Below are 17,958 nucleotides of genomic sequence, written 5' to 3'. Positions count from 1 at the left end.
AGGAGCAAAAGAAAAAATGAGTAAAGAGATTTTACTGGCAGCAGAAGCCGTATCCAATGAAAAGTTATTACCACGTGAGAAAATTTTTGAAGCGTTAGAAAGTGCTATTGCGCTCTCTACCAAGAAAAAATACGAATACGAAACTGATATTCGTGTATCAATCAACCCAAAAACAGGTGATTTTGATACTTTCCGTCGTTGGTTAATTGTTGATGAAGTTAAAGTACCAACGAAAGAAATCACTTTGGAAGCGGCACAATTTGAAGATCCAAATCTTCAAATTGGCGATTATGTAGAAGATCAAATCGAATCTATCGAATTTGATCGTATTGCAATGCAAACAGCACGTCAGGTCATTAGCACTAAAATTCGTGAAGCAGAGCGTGAAAAAGTGGTTGAACAATTCCGTTCAGAAGAAGGTAAAATTGTAACTGGCACGGTGAAAAAAGTTACTCGTGATAATATTATCCTAGATTTAGGAAATAAAGCAGAAGCCATTATTGCCCGTGAAGATATGCTTCCTCGTGAAAATTTCCGTCCAGGTGATCGCGTACGTGGTGTGCTTTATAAAGTGAACCCTGAAGGCAAAAATGCACAATTATTTGTGACGCGTTCTAAACCAGAAATGTTGATCGAATTATTCCGTATTGAAGTGCCTGAAATTGGTGAGGAGATGATTGAAATTCGTGGGGCGGCTCGTGATCCTGGCTCTCGCGCTAAAATTGCTGTGAAATCAAATGATAAACGAATTGACCCAGTTGGTGCTTGTGTAGGTATGCGTGGTGCGCGTGTTCAAGCTATTACCAATGAACTTGGTGGTGAGCGCGTTGATATCGTGCTTTGGGATGATAATCCGGCACAATTCGTGATCAATGCAATGGCTCCAGCTGATGTGTCTTCTATTATCGTTGATGAAGATAATCATTCTATGGATATTGCAGTTGAAGCAGCTAACCTGGCACAAGCAATTGGTCGTAATGGTCAAAACGTGCGTTTAGCAACACAGTTAACCGGTTGGACACTAAACGTAATGACTACTGATGAGTTAAATGCAAAACATCAAGCTGAAGATAACAAAGTTTTAAACTTATTTATTAACGCATTAGAACTTGATGAAGAATTTGCTCAAATTCTTGTAGAAGAAGGCTTCACAAGTTTAGAAGAAATTGCTTATGTGCCAATGAATGAATTGACAGCAATCGATGGTTTAGAAGATGAAGATCTTGTAGAAGAGCTTCAAACTCGTGCTAAAAATGCGATTACAGCCGCAGCGGTTGCTGAAGAAGAAGCATTGAAAAAAGCGAATATTGAAGATCGCTTATTGAATTTAGATGGCATGAATCGCCATGTGGCATTCAAATTAGCTGAAAAACAAATTACTACTCTCGAAGAACTCGCCGAACAGGGTGTAGATGATTTAGCAGATATTGAAGAGTTAACAGCAGAACAGGCAGCTGATTTAATTATGGCCGCACGTAATATCTGTTGGTTTGGCGAAGAATAAGGAGAGTAGTAATGACTGAAGATGTTAAGGCTGATGCGCCAAAAAAATTAAGCATTCAACGCAGAACAAAAACAACAGTGAGCAGCACAACAACTGGCGGTAAAAGCAAAGAAGTACAGGTAGAAGTACGTAAAAAACGCACAGTAAAAACTGATATTGCTCAACAAGAAGAAGCAAAATTAAAAGCACAACAAGAAGCGGAAGCGAAAAAAATTGCTGAACAAAAAGCAGCAGAAGAAAAAGCTCGTTTAGAAGCTGAAAAAGCGGCAGCTAAGAAGGAAGCTGATGAAAAAGCAAAAGCTGAAAAAGCGAAAGCAGAAACAGCTAAGCCGGCAAAAAGTGCGGTAGATTCTAAAGCTAAATCTGTTGATCCTGAAAAAGAGAAACGTAAAGCAGAAGAAGCTGAACTTCGTCGCAAAGCTGAAGAATTAGCTCGTCAAAAAGCAGAAGAACAAGCTCGTCGTGCAGCAGAAGAAGCGAAACGTTATGCTGAAGCAGATGATTCAGACAATGAATCTTCTTCTGAAGACTATTCTGATTACAACTTAAGTTCAAGATATGCACTTGAAGCAGAAGATGAAGAAGATCGTCGTAACGAAAATCGTGGCCGTGGCAAAAATAAAGTAGCGAAAGCGAAAAAAGGCGGTCGCGACGATGAAAATAGTAAAAACTCAAAAAACGAGCGCGAATCTAATCGTAAAAATCAAAAAGACGCTAAGTTTGGTAAAGGTAAAAATGGCAAAAAAGGTGCCGCACTTCAACAAGCCTTTACTAAACCAGTTCAAGCTGTAAAAGCGGATGTTGTCATTGGTGAAACCATCACAGTTGCTGAATTAGCGAATAAGATGGCTGTAAAAGCGACTGAAATCATCAAAACGATGATGAAGATGGGCGAAATGGTTACTATCAACCAAGTTATCGACCAAGAAACCGCTCAATTAGTAGCGGAAGAACTTGGCCATAAAGTGATTCTTCGTAATGAAAATGAGCTTGAAGAAGCGGTATTAGGCGATCGCGATGTAAACGCAGAAAAAGTAACACGTGCACCAGTTGTAACCATCATGGGTCACGTTGACCATGGTAAAACTTCTTTACTTGACTATATTCGTAAAGCGAAAGTTGCAGCAGGCGAAGCGGGGGGGATTACCCAACATATCGGTGCGTATCACGTAGAAATGGATGATGGCAAAATGATCACCTTCTTGGATACTCCGGGACACGCTGCGTTTACTTCTATGCGTGCACGTGGTGCAAAAGCAACGGATATCGTTGTTCTTGTTGTTGCGGCTGATGATGGTGTGATGCCTCAAACTATCGAAGCGATTCAACACGCAAAAGCAGCGGGTGCACCTTTAGTGGTTGCAGTAAATAAAATCGATAAACCAGAAGCCAATCCAGACCGTGTTGAACAAGAATTATTACAACATGATGTCATTTCTGAAAAATTCGGTGGTGATGTGCAATTCGTTCCAGTATCTGCGAAGAAAGGTACAGGGGTTGATGATTTATTAGATGCAATCCTACTTCAATCTGAAGTGCTTGAATTGACTGCTGTAAAAGACGGCATGGCAAGTGGTGTAGTCATTGAATCTTACTTGGATAAAGGTCGCGGCCCTGTAGCAACTATCTTGGTTCAATCAGGTACCCTACGTAAAGGCGATATCGTACTTTGTGGTTTTGAATACGGCCGTGTGCGTGCAATGCGTGATGAAAACGGAAAAGAAGTGGATGAAGCAGGTCCTTCAATTCCTGTTGAATTATTAGGTCTTTCAGGCGTGCCAGCAGCGGGTGACGAAGCAACCGTTGTGCGTGATGAGAAAAAAGCACGTGAAGTGGCGTTATATCGTCAAGGTAAATTCCGTGAAGTGAAATTAGCTCGTCAGCAAAAAGCGAAACTTGAAAATATGTTTAGCAATATGTCTGAAGGCGATGTGGCTGAATTGAACGTCATTGTGAAAGCAGACGTACAAGGCTCTGTAGAGGCGATTGTTCAAGCGTTAAATGAACTTTCTACCAATGAAGTAAAAGTTAAAGTGGTTGGTTCTGGCGTAGGTGGTATTACTGAAACTGATGCAACTTTAGCGGCAGCATCTAATGCCATTATTGTTGGCTTTAACGTTCGTGCTGATGCATCTGCGCGTCGTGTCATTGAAGCGGAAAACATTGATTTACGTTACTACTCAATCATCTATGAATTGTTGAATGAAATTAAAGCAGCAATGAGCGGTATGTTAGAGCCTGAATTTAAACAAGAAATTATTGGCTTAGCTGAAGTTCGTGATGTATTCCGTCATCCGAAATTTGGTGCAATCGCAGGTTGTATGGTGACCGAAGGTGTAGTGAAACGTAACAATCCAATCCGTGTATTACGTGACAACGTCGTTATCTTTGAAGGGGAATTAGAATCTCTTCGTCGTTTCAAAGATGATGTATCTGAAGTTCGTAACGGTATGGAATGTGGTATCGGCGTGAAAAACTACAACGATGTAAAAGTCGGCGACCAAATCGAGGTGTTTGAAGTGGTTGAAGTTAAACGTTCAATCTAATATTAGATAATTTATGTAGGGCATAGTGATATGCCCTTTTTATTTGCAGATTATTATCCTTAACCTTAAAATATACCTGATTAAGCTTTATTAAAAATTCTCCTTTCTTTATTACAGTAAACTATCCTGAGAGATAAACGCGTATGTATAAATTATTTCGATATGCTATTTTCCAAATGGATGCTGAAAAAGCCCATGATTTTACGCTTCAGTGTTTAAAAATGACTACTCATCCATTATTTTATCCACTTTTTAAATCACTCATTGATACGCCGAAAGGTTTGTCTAAGACAGTAATGGGAATAAATTTTTCTAATCTTATTGGTTTGGCGGCAGGAGCGGATAAAAATGGTGAGGCAATTGATGGTTTCGGCATGCTGGGGCTGGGGTTTATTGAAGTTGGTACGATAACACCATTTGCTCAGGATGGTAACTCAAAGCCTCGTCAATTTCGTTTAATAGAAGCTGAGGGTATCATTAACCATAATGGGTTTAATAATAAGGGTATTGATTATCTGATTGAAAATGTAAAAAACACCCATTATAAGGGAGTGATAGGTATTAATATTGGCAAAAATAAATGGACCCCATTGGAAAGAGGCAAGGACGATTATATTCTCTGTTTAAATAAGGCTTATAATTATGCAGGTTATATCACAGTGAATATTTCATCACCTAATACGCCAGATTTGCGTCAATTACAATATGGTGATTATTTTGATGATTTATTAAAAGAGATTAAATCCCGCCAATCAGTCTTAGCTAAACAATATAATAAGTACGTACCTGTTGTAGTGAAAATTGCACCTGATTTGAATGATGCTGAAATTGTCCAAATTGCAGATGGGTTAATCCGTCATAAAGTCGATGGGGTGATTGCCACAAATACGACCATTTCCCGTGACAATGTCACTGGGTTAAAATATTCAGAACAAGAAGGTGGATTAAGCGGAAAACCCTTACAACATAAAAGTACAGCTATTATCAAACGGTTACATGAAGAATTACAAGGCCGTATCCCAATTATTGGTTGTGGTGGTATTGATAGCGTATCAGATGCACAAGCTAAAATGAACGTTGGGGCAACATTACTGCAGATTTATTCGGGGCTAATTTATCATGGTCCTAAATTGGTTGCGGAATTAATAAGAAACATAAAATAATGACAAAAATATTTGATTTACATTGCCATAGTACGGCATCTGATGGTGTACTTTCACCTCGTGAAGTAGTTATACGTGCTCATGAACAGGGCGTAAATGTACTAGCATTATGCGATCATGATACAGTTGATGGCATTGATGAGGCACAATTAGCGGCAAAAGAAATAGGGATCAAGCTAATTACAGGTGTTGAGATTTCAACCAACTGGGAGGGGCGCGGAATTCATATCGTTGGGTTAAATTTTAATAAAATGCATCCAAAAATTACCGCACTTTTGGAAAGTCAAAAAATACTACGTGCTAAAAGGGCAATTGAAATTGGTAAAAAATTGGAAAAGGTAGGTATACCGAATGCTTATAACGGTGCAAAATTATTCGCCAATGGAGAGGTTACACGCGCACATTATGCACGCTATTTAGTGCATATTGGTAAAGTATCAAATGATGGACAAGCCTTTAAGCGTTATTTGGGACAGGGACAATCTGCTTTTGTTAAATCACAATGGACTGATATTCCCACTGCAATTGAAGCTATTCATGCGGCAGGCGGAATCGCCGTTATTGCCCATCCATTACGCTATAATATGACAGGGAAATGGGTACGTAAGTTAATGGCCGATTTTAAAACCTGGGGTGGTGATGGTATGGAGATGGCAGATTGCGGTACAACAAAGGATCAACGTCAAATGCTTACACGATTAGCTGGTGAATTTAAATTCGTTGGTTCAGTAGGGTCTGATTTTCATTTTCCTTGCGGATGGATTGAATTAGGAAAAAATTTAACCTTAATGGATGAAGTCACCCCAGTTTGGACGTTATTTTAGTACGTAGGACAAGTAATATTTGCCTATATATTTAATTAGATCTCATTACACAAACCTAATCCAGATAAAAATTCAATAAATGCCCGCACTTTTATTGGTAAATGTCTTCTGTTTGGATATACCACATGAATTTCTAATTTTTGTTGTTTATATTCTGGCAATACTTCGATGAGTTCCCCTTTTTCGAGAGATTCACCAACAATAAATCTAGGTAAATTCACAATGCCTAGTCCTGCTTTTGCCATTTCTAATAAGGCTAAACCGCTATTGCTTACCACTTTGGATTGGATTTTGAAACGTTGTGTTTGATTTATGCGTGAGCCAACCCAATTCACTTGATTCATTACATTTTTATAAAGTAAGCCATTGTGATGCTCTAAATCATCAGGCGTTTGTGGAATACTATTCGCCTCAAGATAGCTTTGTGAGGCTGCAAAATGGAGTGTAGTGGTGCTAATTTTGCGTGATACAAGAGAACTGTCCGCCATATAGCCGATACGTAATGCAAGATCATAGCCTTCTGCCACAAGGTCAATTTTTTTGTCATTAAACTCAATTTCAACATTTAGATTAGGATGCTCCGCAATAAATAGCGGTAAATTCGGTACGATGAAAAGTAAACCAAAATCACGAGGAACAGAAATAAGTAAATTTCCTTGTAATGAGCTAGTGAGATGAGTAATGCTAGAATCAGCCTCATCTAAATCAAGTAAAATTCCTTGGCAGCGTTGGTAATACATCATTCCCGCTTCAGTAGGCATAATTTTTCTGGTAGTACGTTGTAACAATCGTGTTTTTAAATGTTCTTCTAACTGTGAAACTAATTTGCTTGCCATCGCCACAGAAATATTTTGTTGCTTTGCTGCCAATGTAAAACTTTGGGTTTCAATGACTTTGCAGAAAATAGAAATCGCGTTGAGTTTATCCATTTATAGACCTTTTTTGAAAAAATGCTTGATTTTGCCTACATAACTTTGCACTATACCCCCAATTTTACAAAATTCTAGTGATATTAGGTAATCAAATGAGTAAATCCTTGGTGATTGTGGAGTCGCCGGCAAAAGCAAAGACCATCAATAAGTATTTAGGTAGCCAATATGTGGTGAAATCGAGTGTTGGACATATTCGTGATTTGCCGACGGTTGGTTCTAGTACAGGTGAAAAAGCTAAACCAATTTCAACCAAAGGTATGGATGCCGAAGAAAAAGCAAAAATTAAGGCAGAGAAGGAACGTAACGCCTTAGTTAAACGTATGGGGATTGATCCTTATCACGATTGGAAAGCAAATTATCAGATTTTGCCTGGTAAAGAAAAAGTGGTTTCCGAATTAAAATCGCTTGCTAAAAAAGCAGATCATATTTATCTCGCAACCGACTTGGATAGAGAAGGAGAAGCTATTGCATGGCATTTACGTGAAGTGATTGGTGGCGATGATGAGCGCTTTAGCCGAGTAGTGTTTAACGAAATCACTAAAAATGCCATTAAACAGGCTTTTGAAAAGCCTGAACAATTAAATATGGATCGCGTTAATGCACAACAAACTCGTCGTTTTTTAGATAGAGTAGTGGGCTTTATGGTGTCGCCATTACTTTGGAAAAAAGTCGCACGAGGGCTTTCTGCGGGTCGAGTTCAATCTGTTGCGGTTAAATTATTAGTAGAACGCGAGCGTGAAATTAAAGCCTTCCAGCCAGAAGAATATTGGGAAGTTGCCGTTCTTACGAATAATCAAAATAAACAAGCTATACGTTTGGATGTCACGGATTATAAAGGCAAAAAATTTGATCCAAAAAATCAAAAAGAAGCACAAAGTGCGGTAGATTTTCTTAATATTTCCGATTACGTTGTCACAGATTTAGAAACTAAGCCAACCAGTTCTCGCCCTAGAGCGCCATTTATTACGTCAACGCTTCAACAAACTGCAAGCACTCGCTTGGGATTTGGCGTTAAAAAAACAATGATGTTAGCCCAACGTTTATATGAAGCGGGTTACATTACTTATATGCGTACGGACTCAACCAATTTGAGTCAAGATGCGCTTAATATGGCGCGTAGCTATATCGAAAATCATTTTGGTGCACAATATTTACCAGAAAAACCAAATTTCTATTCTAGTAAAGAAAATGCGCAAGAGGCGCATGAGGCTATTCGTCCATCAGACATTCGAGCATTGCCTGAATCTTTAGAGGGAATGGAAAAAGATGCGGTACGCCTTTATGATTTAATTTGGCGTCAATTCTTAGCATGTCAAATGCCGCCTGCACAATATGATAGCAGTACATTGACTGTGTCAGCTGGCGATTATACCTTGAAAGCAAAAGGCAGAATTTTACGTTTTGATGGTTGGACAAAAGTATTACCGCAGATAGGCAAAAATCCTGAAGATCAAGAATTGCCTTTAGTTGCTGTTTCAGAAAAACTTGCTTTAAAAGAAGTCCAACCCACTCAACACTTTACTAAACCACCAGCTCGTTTTACTGAAGCGGCTTTAGTAAAAGAATTGGAAAAACGTGGTATTGGCCGACCTTCCACTTATGCGGCAATTATTTCTACTATCCAAGAACGTGGCTATGTTCGTACTGAAAATCGTCGTTTCTATGCAGAAAAAATGGGCGAAATTGTGACTGATCGCCTCAATGAGTCTTTTGGTGAATTAATGAATTACGATTTCACCGCGAATATGGAAGATACCTTAGATAAAATTGCCTCAGGTTCGGTAAATTGGAAAACTGAATTGAATCAATTCTTCAAGGATTTTTCTAGCCAGCTTTCTAAAGCTGAATTGGATGAACTTGAAGGCGGCATGCGCCCAAATAGTCTTGTGGAAACCGATATTAAATGTCCAACCTGTGGTAGAAAAATGGCCATTCGTACGGCGAGTACGGGGGTATTTTTAGGGTGCACGGGTTATGCATTGCCACCAAAAGAGCGGTGCAAAACGACGATTAATTTAATTCCTGAAGCGGAATTATTGAATGTTTTAGATGAATCTTCAGAAACCAAGGCGTTAATGGATCGTAAACGTTGTACAAAATGTGGAACGGCAATGGACAGCTATGTAATCGATGCCCATCGTAAAATCCATATTTGTGGTAATAATCCAAATTGTGATGGATATTTAATTGAAGAAGGTTCATTCAAAATTAAAGGTTATGATGGCCCTGTTGTTGAGTGTGATAAATGCGGTGCGGATATGCATTTAAAACTTGGTCGTTTTGGCAAGTATATGGGATGTACAAATTGTGATAACACGCGCAAAATTTTGAAAAATGGCGAGGTCGCACCACCAAAAGAAGAGCCTGTACATTTCCCTGAGTTAAAATGCGAAAAATCTGATGCATATTTTGTATTGCGTGACGGTGCGAGTGGTGTATTTATGTCAGCCCATAACTTCCCGAAATCCCGCGAAACGCGCCCAGTTAAAATCGCTGAACTTGTGCAATATCGCGAGCGTTTACCTGAGAAATTGACTTATTTAGCGGATGCACCACAAAAAGACCCAGAGGGGAATGAAGCGATTGTTCGTTTTAGTCGTAAAGAGAAGAAACAATATGTGACTTCTGAAAAAGATGGGAAAGCGACGAAATGGATTGTTGATTTCACCAATGGAAAATGGGTTGAACGAAAAAAATAAGAAGAAAAGTGCGGTAAATCACCGCACTTTTTAGTATATAAGGAAGAAAAAATAAAAGCCCGCAATGGCGGGCTTATTCGATAGAACTTTATAAATTAAGCATGACAGGTTTGACAAGCTGCTTGGAACATCCACACTAATTTTTCTTGTTCTTTAATGTAATCACTCATTTGTGAAGCGGTACCCTCATCATCTGCTTCACCTGCTAGGGTAAGAATTTCACGTTGTTGTTCTAGTAGTGTTTTTAGGCCTTGTAATGTACCTGATAAACATTCTTGTGCACCGCTTATAGCGATATCTTCTTTAATGCGTGAAACTTCTAAATACTGGCTATAAGCATTATTCGGTACATAGCCTAATGTAAGAATACGTTCTGCAACTTCATCAACTTTGGTGATTAAATCGGTATAAATTTCTTCAAATTTTGCATGTAATTCGAAGAAATTTACACCTTTAATATTCCAGTGGTAGCCACGTACATTTGTGTAGAAAACTTGATAGGTGGCAAGTAATTCATTTAGTTTATTTGCTAATTCAGCTGATTGAACTTTATCTAAGCCTATTGATGTTTTTGACATAGTATTTTCCTTCTATCAATGTTAATAATTTGAGCTAATGCTCTCCCTTTGTTGAGAGTCATTATACGTCCCTAAAATATACTGTGAAATTGTTCTATTCAATAAAATTGATAGCTATTAGCTATATGTTAATAAAATGTAATAATTCAAATCTATCAAACTGAGTGATCCCGATCACAGTTTTAAGGAATATTTAGTGAGACACTCGCAGTAAGTAATAAATTTTGTTCTAATAAGTAACATGTATTTAGATGTTTTAAAAAGGATAATTTATGCAAGAACTTATTAAAAATGCATTACCACAAGAAAATATAATTAATCAAGCGATTGTAGAAGCGCTTCGTTTACAACATTGGGCAGGCTTTTTAAGCCACTCACAAGTGCTACAACTTTGTCGTGATTTTGAATTAACACCATTAAAACTTGCGATACATTTATTGCCAATTGCGGCCTGTTATAGCCATACAGCAGTTTCTCATTTTAATGTTGGTGCAATAGCGATTGGTGAACGAGGAGACTTTTATTTTGGTGCAAATCAAGAATTTGCAGGAAAAGCGATTCAACAAACTATTCATGCGGAGCAAAGTGCGATTAGTCATGCCTGGTTACGTAATGAAAGCCGAATTACGGATATTGTGGTGAATTATACGCCTTGTGGTCATTGTCGCCAATTTATGAATGAATTAGATGGCGCTGATAAACTATCAATTCACTTACCACATAGCCAAAATAATTTATTGCATACTTATTTACCTGATGCATTTGGTCCTAAAGATTTAGATATCGAAACACATCTTTTAGCGAAAGAAGAGCATCATTTAGCAGCAGACTCCCAAGATCCGCTTATAAATCATGCAATTTTAGCCGCTAACCAATCCCATTGCCCTTATTCGAATAGTCCACACGGTATTGCGATTTTATTTAAAGATGGAGATATCGTAACTGGACGCTATGCGGAAAATGCTGCATTTAACCCAAGTTTACCCGCTTTGCAAACTGCGCTTAATTTTGCTTATTTAAATGATAAAAAATTAAGTGAAATTGAAAGGATTGTGATGGTTGAAAAAACACTTACACTAAGCCATCGAGCAATGGCCGAATCTTTATTATTGGGGCTGTCTGCAATTAAATTAGAATATATCGCATTATAGAAATTTAAAGAACTATCTTGTCATTATTATAAATATATGAAAAAGCCGCACTCTAAAAGTACGGCTTATTAAGTTCTGTCTTTATGGAAGAAATTATTCTACACCAACCATTACAGACGTTGCTTTGATGATTGCGTACGCTTCTTTACCAACTTCTAAGTTTAATTCTTTAACAGCTGCTAAAGATACAGTAGAAGAAAGTACGTTACCGCCACCGATATCAATGTGAACGATCGCGTTTACTGAACCGTTTTCGATTGAAACAACTTTACCTTTTAATTGGTTTCTTGCACTAATTTTCATAACATTTCCTTGTTTGTTAGGGTTTAAAAGAGCGTGCATTTTATCCATTCTTACAGAAAATGCAAGAAAAACTTAATATTACTTCAAAGGAGGCAATCCTTTTAGCATTTGTTGTGCATTTTCTGTGCTTAAATCATAGTGGTAGTACTTTTTATAAAAGGATTTAGCTTTAGATACCATATCAACATCTTTAAATTGTGCTGGATGGAATAATTTTGCTGCCCATAAAACTTGTAAAGCTTCTTCAGCGCTGTAGCGATCCCAAGGAAAAGTACCAGTTGGATTAACAAAAACACGGCCATTTTTTACCGCACTTACAGATTGCCAACTTGGATCTTGTTTAATTTTTTCTACCCCTTCTGGTGCATTGGTTCCGCCGATAATAATCACTTCAGGATTAATTTTTACCACTTCTTCCTGACTAATTTCGACAAGATTTGCTTGTTCTGGAAATGCATTTTTACCCCCAGCTTTATTAATCCAATCACCAATAATGGATTTTCCACCGTCAATTTTGAGTAAATTTTTTCCATCAGCAATATGCAATACTGTTGGTTTATCTTTTTCTTGGATTGATTTTGTTCTAGCTTCAACAAATGAAATATTGTTTTCTAACTCTTTAATGTATTCCTTAGCTACATTTGCTGCGTTATCTCCAATGACCTCAGCCGTGATTCGAACTGTTTTTTTCAAGCCTTCAAAATCTTGGAAGCTCACTTTCACCCCAGTTAACCCAGCTTGTTTTAGCTCGGTCAACATGTTGTCATTGGAAAGTAAAGTCACTTGTGGATTACGTTGTAGTAACTCTTCCATTTGAATGGTTTGTCCATTGGTTAGTGCAGGCACTTTTTTAATGTTTGGATAAACTTCGCTAAACCACGGATTTTTCTGAATAACCGTAGTTGTTGACACTAATTTATCTGCACCGCCAAGTAATAAGACAATTTGGTTGTTGGCATGCCATAAATCAGCAATACGTTCTACATGGTCGGGGATTTCAATTTGGTTGCCTTTTACATCTTCAATCATTTTTCCTTGAGCAGAAAAACTAAAGCAAGAAATAAAAGCTAAGGCAACTGCGCCTTTTTTTAGATTTTTCAACATAATTAACTCCTTATAGATGAGTGATAGCACAAATTTGACGTTGTAATTCAGGCACTTCAAGCAATCGGAGATCCGTATGATAAAGTGCGGTTAAATTTTCTTCAGTAATAATTTCAGGAGCGGAACCTGTTTGTAATCGGCCATGTTCATTTAAAATTGCTACTCGGCTATTTGGTAAACTGCTATGTAACAACATGGGATGATCTGGATTGTGAGTTGTCATCACAATAGTAAAACCTTGTAAAGAAAGCTCTTTTATTAAACTCAAGGTTTTAAATACGTTACCGTAATCTAAGGCTGAAGTCGGTTCATCAAATAGAATAAGCTGAGGCTGTTGTACTAAAATCCGAGCAAGATTAACTAACTGTTTTTCACCACCGCTCATCTGCATATAAATCTTTCCTGCAAAATGACGAATTCCCAGTTTATCCAAAGCTTGATCGACCAACTCAAAATCGCTCTCACTTGGTTTATCAAACATTCCTAAATGTGCTGCTCGACCGAGCACAACATAATCTCGAACTTTATATTGATAAGTTTGCGGGCTTTGTTGTGAGACATAAGCTATCTTTTGTGCGATTTGTTTTGATGAAAGAGACGCTAGATTTTCATTTTGTAATAAAATTTGACCGCTCTTTGGTGCCAGTAAACCCGCTAAACAGTTCAATAAGGTTGATTTTCCACGGCCATTAGCGCCCAAAATCGTGAGTAATTCCCCTTGCTTAAGTGTTAAATCCACACCATTTAGCAGTGAATTTTCTACATTATGCCAATAATAAAGATTCTTTACTTGCAACATTAGTCCACCACCTTTTGCTTAATTAATACCCATGCAAAGAATGGGGCACCGATAAAACCAGTGATAATACCGAGCGGAATTTCTTGAATGTAAAGATTACGTGCCAATGTATCCACAAGCAGCAAGAAAATTGCACCAATTAGCGCAGAGAGCGGTAAACTTTTGACATTATTATCGCCTATAAATAGACGGGCTAAATGAGGAATCACTAAACCTAGCCAACCTATTGTTCCGCTTAGACAGACTGCCGAAGCTGTTAATAAGGTCGCGGAACAGACCATTACTCCGCGTTCTAAACGAATATTTGCGCCAATTAATTTGGCTTCTCGATCGCCTAATGACAACACATTAATACGCCAACGCATAGCCAATAAGATGCCAGTGGTAATTAAGATGATTGGTGAGAGTAAAAGAAGATTGTTGTAGCTGGATTTGGTGAGACTGCCTAATTGCCAATATACAATATCTGCAAGTTCAGTTTCAGGATCGGCAAGGTATTTGATTAAACCTAATGTCGCCATCATAAAACCCGATACGATAATGCTTGAAAGCACGAGGACTATTGTTGAATCTCGTTGAATTAAGCGGGGGAGATTCATGGTAAGCAATACGGCAATTAATCCACCGAAAAATGCAAATGTTTGAATCCCAAGTATACTCGAGTCAAGTAAAATGGCGACAGCTGCACCCACACAAGCACCATTTGATACGCCTAAAATGTCCGGTGAAACAAGGGGATTACGGAAAATGCCTTGATATACAGTACCCGCGACCGATAAGGCTGAACCAACTAAAATTGCAGCTAAGATACGTGGTAAACGTAAATTGAAAATAACATTGTGTTGAATTTCATTTTGGCTTTGACCGAAAAGTACATCTAACACATCCGTTAAAGGAATAGAAAATCTACCCCACGAAAGAGAAAACCAACTCAATCCAATAAGAAGCAAAAAAAGAAAAGGGATTAATAAATTTTTTTTCATCATTCCTTGAGAAAAATACGGTCATTTCTAGGTTAAATCATTATATATAAAAATATATTAAGATCTAGAGCTTCTTTCTTAAAAAGAAAAACGCTCAATCTAAAAAGACTAAGCGTTTAAAACTTTCATAAAATTGACCGCACTTTTATAGGCATTTTGCAGGTTTCGGTAAGCCTGCTAGTTTTGTAGCTTGTTTTGCAGGGCCTTCAGGAAATAAGCGTTGCAAATAACGGCTATTACCTTTATCCACACCAAGCTTTTCCGTCATGGCTTTTACCAACATACGGATGGCTGGGGAGGTGTTATATTCTTGATAAAAGTCTCGTACAAAGTAAATCACTTCCCAATGGGCATCAGTTAATTCAATATTTTCTAACTGTGCAATAGCTTGAGCGACATCTTTGTTCCATTGTTGACTATTAAGCAAATAACCATCTTTGTCAGTTTCAATTTCCATTCCATTGATATTCAACATATTAATTTACTTCTTTAAAGTTAATCATTTCGTTGTTTGAAAAATCGGTTTGATCTTCATCTTCAAATTGCATTGGCGTGATTCGTTCTTCATCAAATGCGGTATCGCCTTCAATGCCATCAATTAGTTGCCCATGTTTAATGCCTTTGAAATCAAATAATTTCGGATCACACATATGTGACAATGTAATGTTTTGCATTGCGCTGAACATGGTTTCTAAGCGTCCCGGATATTGGCGATCCCAAGTATTAAGCATTTCTTTTACAACTTGTCGTTGAAGATTTGGTTGTGAGCCACATAGGTTACAAGGAATAATCGGAAATTCTTTCGCGATAGCATATTTTTCAATATCTTTTTCTTTGCAGTAAGCAAGCGGACGAATCACAATTTGTTTGCCATCGTCAGAAATTAATTTTGGTGGCATTGATTTCATTTTGCCGCCATAAAACATATTTAAAAATAGTGTCGCTAACATATCGTCTCGGTGATGTCCTAACGCGATTTTGGTTGCACCAAGTTCTGTGGCCGTGCGATATAAAATACCACGGCGTAGGCGAGAGCAGAGTGAACAAGTCGTTTTTCCTTCTGGAATTTTTTCTTTCACAATTCCGTAAGTGTTTTCTTGTACAATTTTGTAATCTACGCCAATACTTTCCAAATATTCAGGCAATACGTGCTCTGGAAACCCTGGTTGTTTTTGATCGAGGTTTACTGCTACGATATCAAATTTAATAGGTGCGCTTTGCTGTAAATTCAACAAAATATCGAGAAGCGTATAACTGTCTTTGCCTCCGGATAAACACACCATGACTTTATCGCCATCTTCGATCATTCCAAAATCTGCAATGGCGTTGCCTACATTACGGCGAAGACGTTTTTGTAATTTATTGAAATTATAGGTTTGTTTTTTTTCTTGTTGGGCTAACTGGGTTAATTCGCTCATTCTGTTATCTTTAGTTATTCATGAAAGGCGCACATTATACGTGAAAAATCAGAGCAAGATCGCATTTTCCTAAAATTTAGGAGTAATATGTTCTTAAACTGTAGAAGATTAGCTCTGAGCTGACAATAATGACATTCTATAAACAAGTTAGATTCTCTGTAATCTTCTACATCTATTTGATTACATAGCTGAACGATAATTTTATCTGTATAGGTAGCAGATTATTCTAAATGCTCCTTCATTTAGAAATTGGGAGAGTGTTTAGCATAATCTAGAATATCCATAAAAAATTACTTAAAATGACCGCACTTTTACAAGGAATTTTTATGCCCATTCGTCCTAATTTTGCTGAAAAAAGTACCATTATACAAAGACATAAATTGAAACTAGATAAATCTTATTTTACGCAACCTACCGTTATTTGGGTTATGCGCGGTCGGAAAATTTTACGTTGGATAAATGGAGAGAAAATTATCCAAGCTGGTGAAATGGTAATGTTGGCAGGAAATCAACACTTTGATGTGATTAATGAACCTGATGAACTAGGTATATATCAAGCGGATTGGTTATCTATTGATAATGCAGTGGTTGAGAGATTTTTTGGACTGCTTTCAGAGCCAAAACCCTTTGAAAGCCTGTTTCACTTGCCTGTACATCCCTTTATGCAGCAAGCTTTTTCGATTGTTTCAAAAGCACTTTCCAGTGATGAAATTCCTGATCGTATTGTAGAAATTCGCTTGTGGGAATTGCTAGCTTGGTTGTCTGAACAGGGTGGTGTATTTAATCCATTCTCTACACCTTCTTTAAAGTGTCAAATTAGTAAGAAAATTTCAGAAAATTTTGAGTATCACTGGAAAATTGGTGACATTGCAAAATCGTTAAATACCAGTGAAGCTACATTGCGCCGTCATCTCGCCGCAGAAAAAACATCGTTTCGGGAAGTATTAACTACAGTTCGAATGATGCGAGCGTTGAATTTGTTACAACTCACTCAACGCCCAATTTCACAAATCGCCTATGAAGTTGGCTATGAAAGTCATTCACGTTTTTCCGTGAAATTTAAACAACATTTTGGCTGTTCTCCGTTAGAGGTTCGGCAGTCGAGTGCTGTTTAACGACTATGTTCCACAATAATAGAAGCTTCGGCAAGGGCATTAGCTTTAGTAAAATAACCGACTACAGCAGGCATTGTATCTGCCGTCACATTTGGCAGGGTTTCTACACTTACCGCTGTGACTTTAATTTCGTAACGATGTTTTTGTCCTTCGGGTGGACAAGCTCCGCCAAAGCCTGGCACGCCAAAATCAGTGCGGGTTTGCAGCGCACCTTGTGGTAAATTAGTACCATCAGCTTTAATGCCTTCAGGAAGAGTGGTCGTATTTGCAGGAATATTTGCAACGACCCAATGCATCCAGCCAATGCCTGTTGGCGCATCTTTATCATAGATCGTCACCACAAAACTTTTCGTCCCTTTCGGGGCATTTGTCCAAGAAATCGCTGGTGACAGATTTCCTCCATTGCAACCAAAACCATAATCGGTACTTAACAAGTTTTTAGCGTGAAATCCGTGTTTAGGTAAATCTGGCACATTAATGCTAAAAACTGATGCGTTTGTACAAGATGTACCAGCAATAAGCGAACAAAATACTGTTGAGATCATTTTTTTCATGATTTTTCCTTTTCTGATGATGTACATGAGGTATCAGTATAGGAAATCTTATTAACTAAAACTGTGCAAAAACGCTCAAATGTTTTTTATTTCTGATATGGTTTGCAAATTTTCGGAAAAATTAAATTCTTTCTTTTATTTTACCAACTACCACTTTTCACAGCAGAAATCTCCTGAAATTAATTATCTAAAGTATTATATTTTTAGAAACCTATAAATATCTTTATTTTTTAATAAAATAGGTAATATTTGTGTTTCTCCTGCGTTAGAAATAGGAAAAGTGCG

At 37.7% G+C, this 17,958-nt stretch carries 16 protein-coding genes; 7 read left to right on the top strand and 9 right to left on the bottom strand.

The window, feature by feature from the left end:
- Positions 1-16: 16 nt before the first annotated feature.
- From nusA to A9501_RS02740, 4 genes are all read left to right on the top strand, one after another.
- On the top strand, positions 17-1,504 hold the full coding sequence (gene nusA, locus A9501_RS02755; protein ID WP_065264837.1) for a transcription termination factor NusA: 1,488 nt from the start codon (positions 17-19) through the stop codon (positions 1,502-1,504).
- 11 nt (positions 1,505-1,515) lie between these two features.
- Positions 1,516-4,050, top strand: a complete 2,535-nt coding sequence (gene infB, locus A9501_RS02750; protein WP_065264836.1) for a translation initiation factor IF-2 — start codon at positions 1,516-1,518, stop codon at positions 4,048-4,050.
- Between the two features lie 143 nt (positions 4,051-4,193).
- Positions 4,194-5,213 (top strand): quinone-dependent dihydroorotate dehydrogenase, encoded by a 1,020-nt coding sequence (pyrD, locus tag A9501_RS02745; protein WP_065264835.1) that lies wholly within the window; start codon positions 4,194-4,196, stop codon positions 5,211-5,213.
- Positions 5,213-6,037, top strand: coding sequence for a PHP domain-containing protein (locus A9501_RS02740; protein WP_065264834.1), 825 nt, complete (start codon positions 5,213-5,215; stop codon positions 6,035-6,037). The genes pyrD and A9501_RS02740 overlap by 1 nt, the downstream gene beginning before the upstream one ends.
- A 35-nt stretch (positions 6,038-6,072) precedes the next feature.
- Here the strand turns inward: A9501_RS02740 and A9501_RS02735 are convergent, their stop codons facing one another.
- A complete protein-coding gene (locus A9501_RS02735) occupies positions 6,073-6,966 on the bottom strand; it encodes a LysR family transcriptional regulator (protein WP_065264833.1) in 894 nt (297 codons plus the stop codon).
- Positions 6,967-7,061: 95 nt separating this feature from the next.
- Here A9501_RS02735 and topA point away from each other — a divergent pair, with 95 nt between their 5' ends.
- Complete coding sequence (topA, locus tag A9501_RS02730; RefSeq protein WP_065264832.1) at positions 7,062-9,668, top strand: type I DNA topoisomerase; 2,607 nt, start codon at positions 7,062-7,064, stop codon at positions 9,666-9,668.
- A 95-nt stretch (positions 9,669-9,763) separates the two neighbouring features.
- Here the strand turns inward: topA and A9501_RS02725 are convergent, their stop codons facing one another.
- Positions 9,764-10,246 (bottom strand): Dps family protein, encoded by a 483-nt coding sequence (locus A9501_RS02725; protein ID WP_065264831.1) that lies wholly within the window; start codon positions 10,244-10,246, stop codon positions 9,764-9,766.
- A gap of 272 nt (positions 10,247-10,518) precedes the next feature.
- On the opposite strand from A9501_RS02725, the gene cdd reads away from it, so the two are divergent.
- Positions 10,519-11,397, top strand: a complete 879-nt coding sequence (gene cdd / locus A9501_RS02720) for a cytidine deaminase (protein ID WP_065264830.1) — start codon at positions 10,519-10,521, stop codon at positions 11,395-11,397.
- Between the two features lie 93 nt (positions 11,398-11,490).
- Here the strand turns inward: cdd and A9501_RS02715 are convergent, their stop codons facing one another.
- The 6 genes from A9501_RS02715 to ttcA all read right to left on the bottom strand — a co-directional run bounded on the left by A9501_RS02715 (position 11,491) and on the right by ttcA (position 16,004).
- Entirely contained in the window at positions 11,491-11,700 is a 210-nt protein-coding gene (locus A9501_RS02715; protein ID WP_005631673.1) for a TOBE domain-containing protein, read from the bottom strand.
- Positions 11,701-11,778: 78 nt separating this feature from the next.
- Complete coding sequence (locus A9501_RS02710; RefSeq protein WP_065264829.1) at positions 11,779-12,804, bottom strand: ABC transporter substrate-binding protein; 1,026 nt, start codon at positions 12,802-12,804, stop codon at positions 11,779-11,781.
- Positions 12,805-12,814: 10 nt separating this feature from the next.
- A complete protein-coding gene (locus A9501_RS02705; RefSeq protein WP_065264828.1) occupies positions 12,815-13,603 on the bottom strand; it encodes an ABC transporter ATP-binding protein in 789 nt (262 codons plus the stop codon).
- Positions 13,603-14,589 (bottom strand): FecCD family ABC transporter permease, encoded by a 987-nt coding sequence (locus A9501_RS02700; protein ID WP_065264827.1) that lies wholly within the window; start codon positions 14,587-14,589, stop codon positions 13,603-13,605. The genes A9501_RS02705 and A9501_RS02700 overlap by 1 nt, the downstream gene beginning before the upstream one ends.
- Before the next feature lie 142 nt (positions 14,590-14,731).
- Complete coding sequence (locus A9501_RS02695) at positions 14,732-15,061, bottom strand: TusE/DsrC/DsvC family sulfur relay protein (RefSeq protein ID WP_065264826.1); 330 nt, start codon at positions 15,059-15,061, stop codon at positions 14,732-14,734.
- 1 nt (position 15,062) lies between these two features.
- A complete protein-coding gene (gene ttcA, locus A9501_RS02690) occupies positions 15,063-16,004 on the bottom strand; it encodes a tRNA 2-thiocytidine(32) synthetase TtcA (protein WP_005634611.1) in 942 nt (313 codons plus the stop codon).
- Between the two features lie 326 nt (positions 16,005-16,330).
- Between ttcA and A9501_RS02685 the strand changes: the two genes are divergently transcribed.
- A complete protein-coding gene (locus A9501_RS02685) occupies positions 16,331-17,119 on the top strand; it encodes a helix-turn-helix transcriptional regulator (protein ID WP_257006475.1) in 789 nt (262 codons plus the stop codon).
- Here A9501_RS02685 and A9501_RS02680 read toward each other — a convergent pair.
- The gene (locus tag A9501_RS02680) at positions 17,116-17,673 is read right to left on the bottom strand and encodes a YbhB/YbcL family Raf kinase inhibitor-like protein (protein ID WP_065264824.1); all 558 of its coding nucleotides are present in this window, start codon (positions 17,671-17,673) and stop codon (positions 17,116-17,118) included. The two genes, A9501_RS02685 and A9501_RS02680, sit on opposite strands and share 4 nt — an antisense overlap.
- Positions 17,674-17,958 lie beyond the last annotated feature (285 nt).

Source organism: Haemophilus sp. CCUG 66565, assembly GCF_001679495.1.
Taxonomy (GTDB): domain Bacteria; phylum Pseudomonadota; class Gammaproteobacteria; order Enterobacterales; family Pasteurellaceae; genus Haemophilus; species Haemophilus haemolyticus_K.
This window is presented reverse-complemented; position numbering and strand designations above follow the sequence as displayed.

What these genes read in the sequence shown, in the direction of transcription:
- nusA (WP_065264837.1), top strand. Translation starts at nt 17, where the DNA reads ATGAGTAAAGAGATTTTACTGGCAGCAGAAGCCGTATCCAATGAAAAG.
- A9501_RS02685 (WP_257006475.1), top strand. Translation starts at nt 16,331, where the DNA reads ATGCCCATTCGTCCTAATTTTGCTGAAAAAAGTACCATTATACAAAGA.
- cdd (WP_065264830.1), top strand. Translation starts at nt 10,519, where the DNA reads ATGCAAGAACTTATTAAAAATGCATTACCACAAGAAAATATAATTAAT.
- A9501_RS02735 (WP_065264833.1), bottom strand. Translation starts at nt 6,966, where the DNA reads ATGGATAAACTCAACGCGATTTCTATTTTCTGCAAAGTCATTGAAACC.
- A9501_RS02700 (WP_065264827.1), bottom strand. Translation starts at nt 14,589, where the DNA reads ATGATGAAAAAAAATTTATTAATCCCTTTTCTTTTTTTGCTTCTTATT.
- A9501_RS02695 (WP_065264826.1), bottom strand. Translation starts at nt 15,061, where the DNA reads ATGTTGAATATCAATGGAATGGAAATTGAAACTGACAAAGATGGTTAT.
- ttcA (WP_005634611.1), bottom strand. Translation starts at nt 16,004, where the DNA reads ATGAGCGAATTAACCCAGTTAGCCCAACAAGAAAAAAAACAAACCTAT.
- A9501_RS02680 (WP_065264824.1), bottom strand. Translation starts at nt 17,673, where the DNA reads ATGAAAAAAATGATCTCAACAGTATTTTGTTCGCTTATTGCTGGTACA.
- pyrD (WP_065264835.1), top strand. Translation starts at nt 4,194, where the DNA reads ATGTATAAATTATTTCGATATGCTATTTTCCAAATGGATGCTGAAAAA.
- topA (WP_065264832.1), top strand. Translation starts at nt 7,062, where the DNA reads ATGAGTAAATCCTTGGTGATTGTGGAGTCGCCGGCAAAAGCAAAGACC.
- A9501_RS02705 (WP_065264828.1), bottom strand. Translation starts at nt 13,603, where the DNA reads ATGTTGCAAGTAAAGAATCTTTATTATTGGCATAATGTAGAAAATTCA.
- A9501_RS02740 (WP_065264834.1), top strand. Translation starts at nt 5,213, where the DNA reads ATGACAAAAATATTTGATTTACATTGCCATAGTACGGCATCTGATGGT.
- A9501_RS02710 (WP_065264829.1), bottom strand. Translation starts at nt 12,804, where the DNA reads ATGTTGAAAAATCTAAAAAAAGGCGCAGTTGCCTTAGCTTTTATTTCT.
- infB (WP_065264836.1), top strand. Translation starts at nt 1,516, where the DNA reads ATGACTGAAGATGTTAAGGCTGATGCGCCAAAAAAATTAAGCATTCAA.
- A9501_RS02715 (WP_005631673.1), bottom strand. Translation starts at nt 11,700, where the DNA reads ATGAAAATTAGTGCAAGAAACCAATTAAAAGGTAAAGTTGTTTCAATC.
- A9501_RS02725 (WP_065264831.1), bottom strand. Translation starts at nt 10,246, where the DNA reads ATGTCAAAAACATCAATAGGCTTAGATAAAGTTCAATCAGCTGAATTA.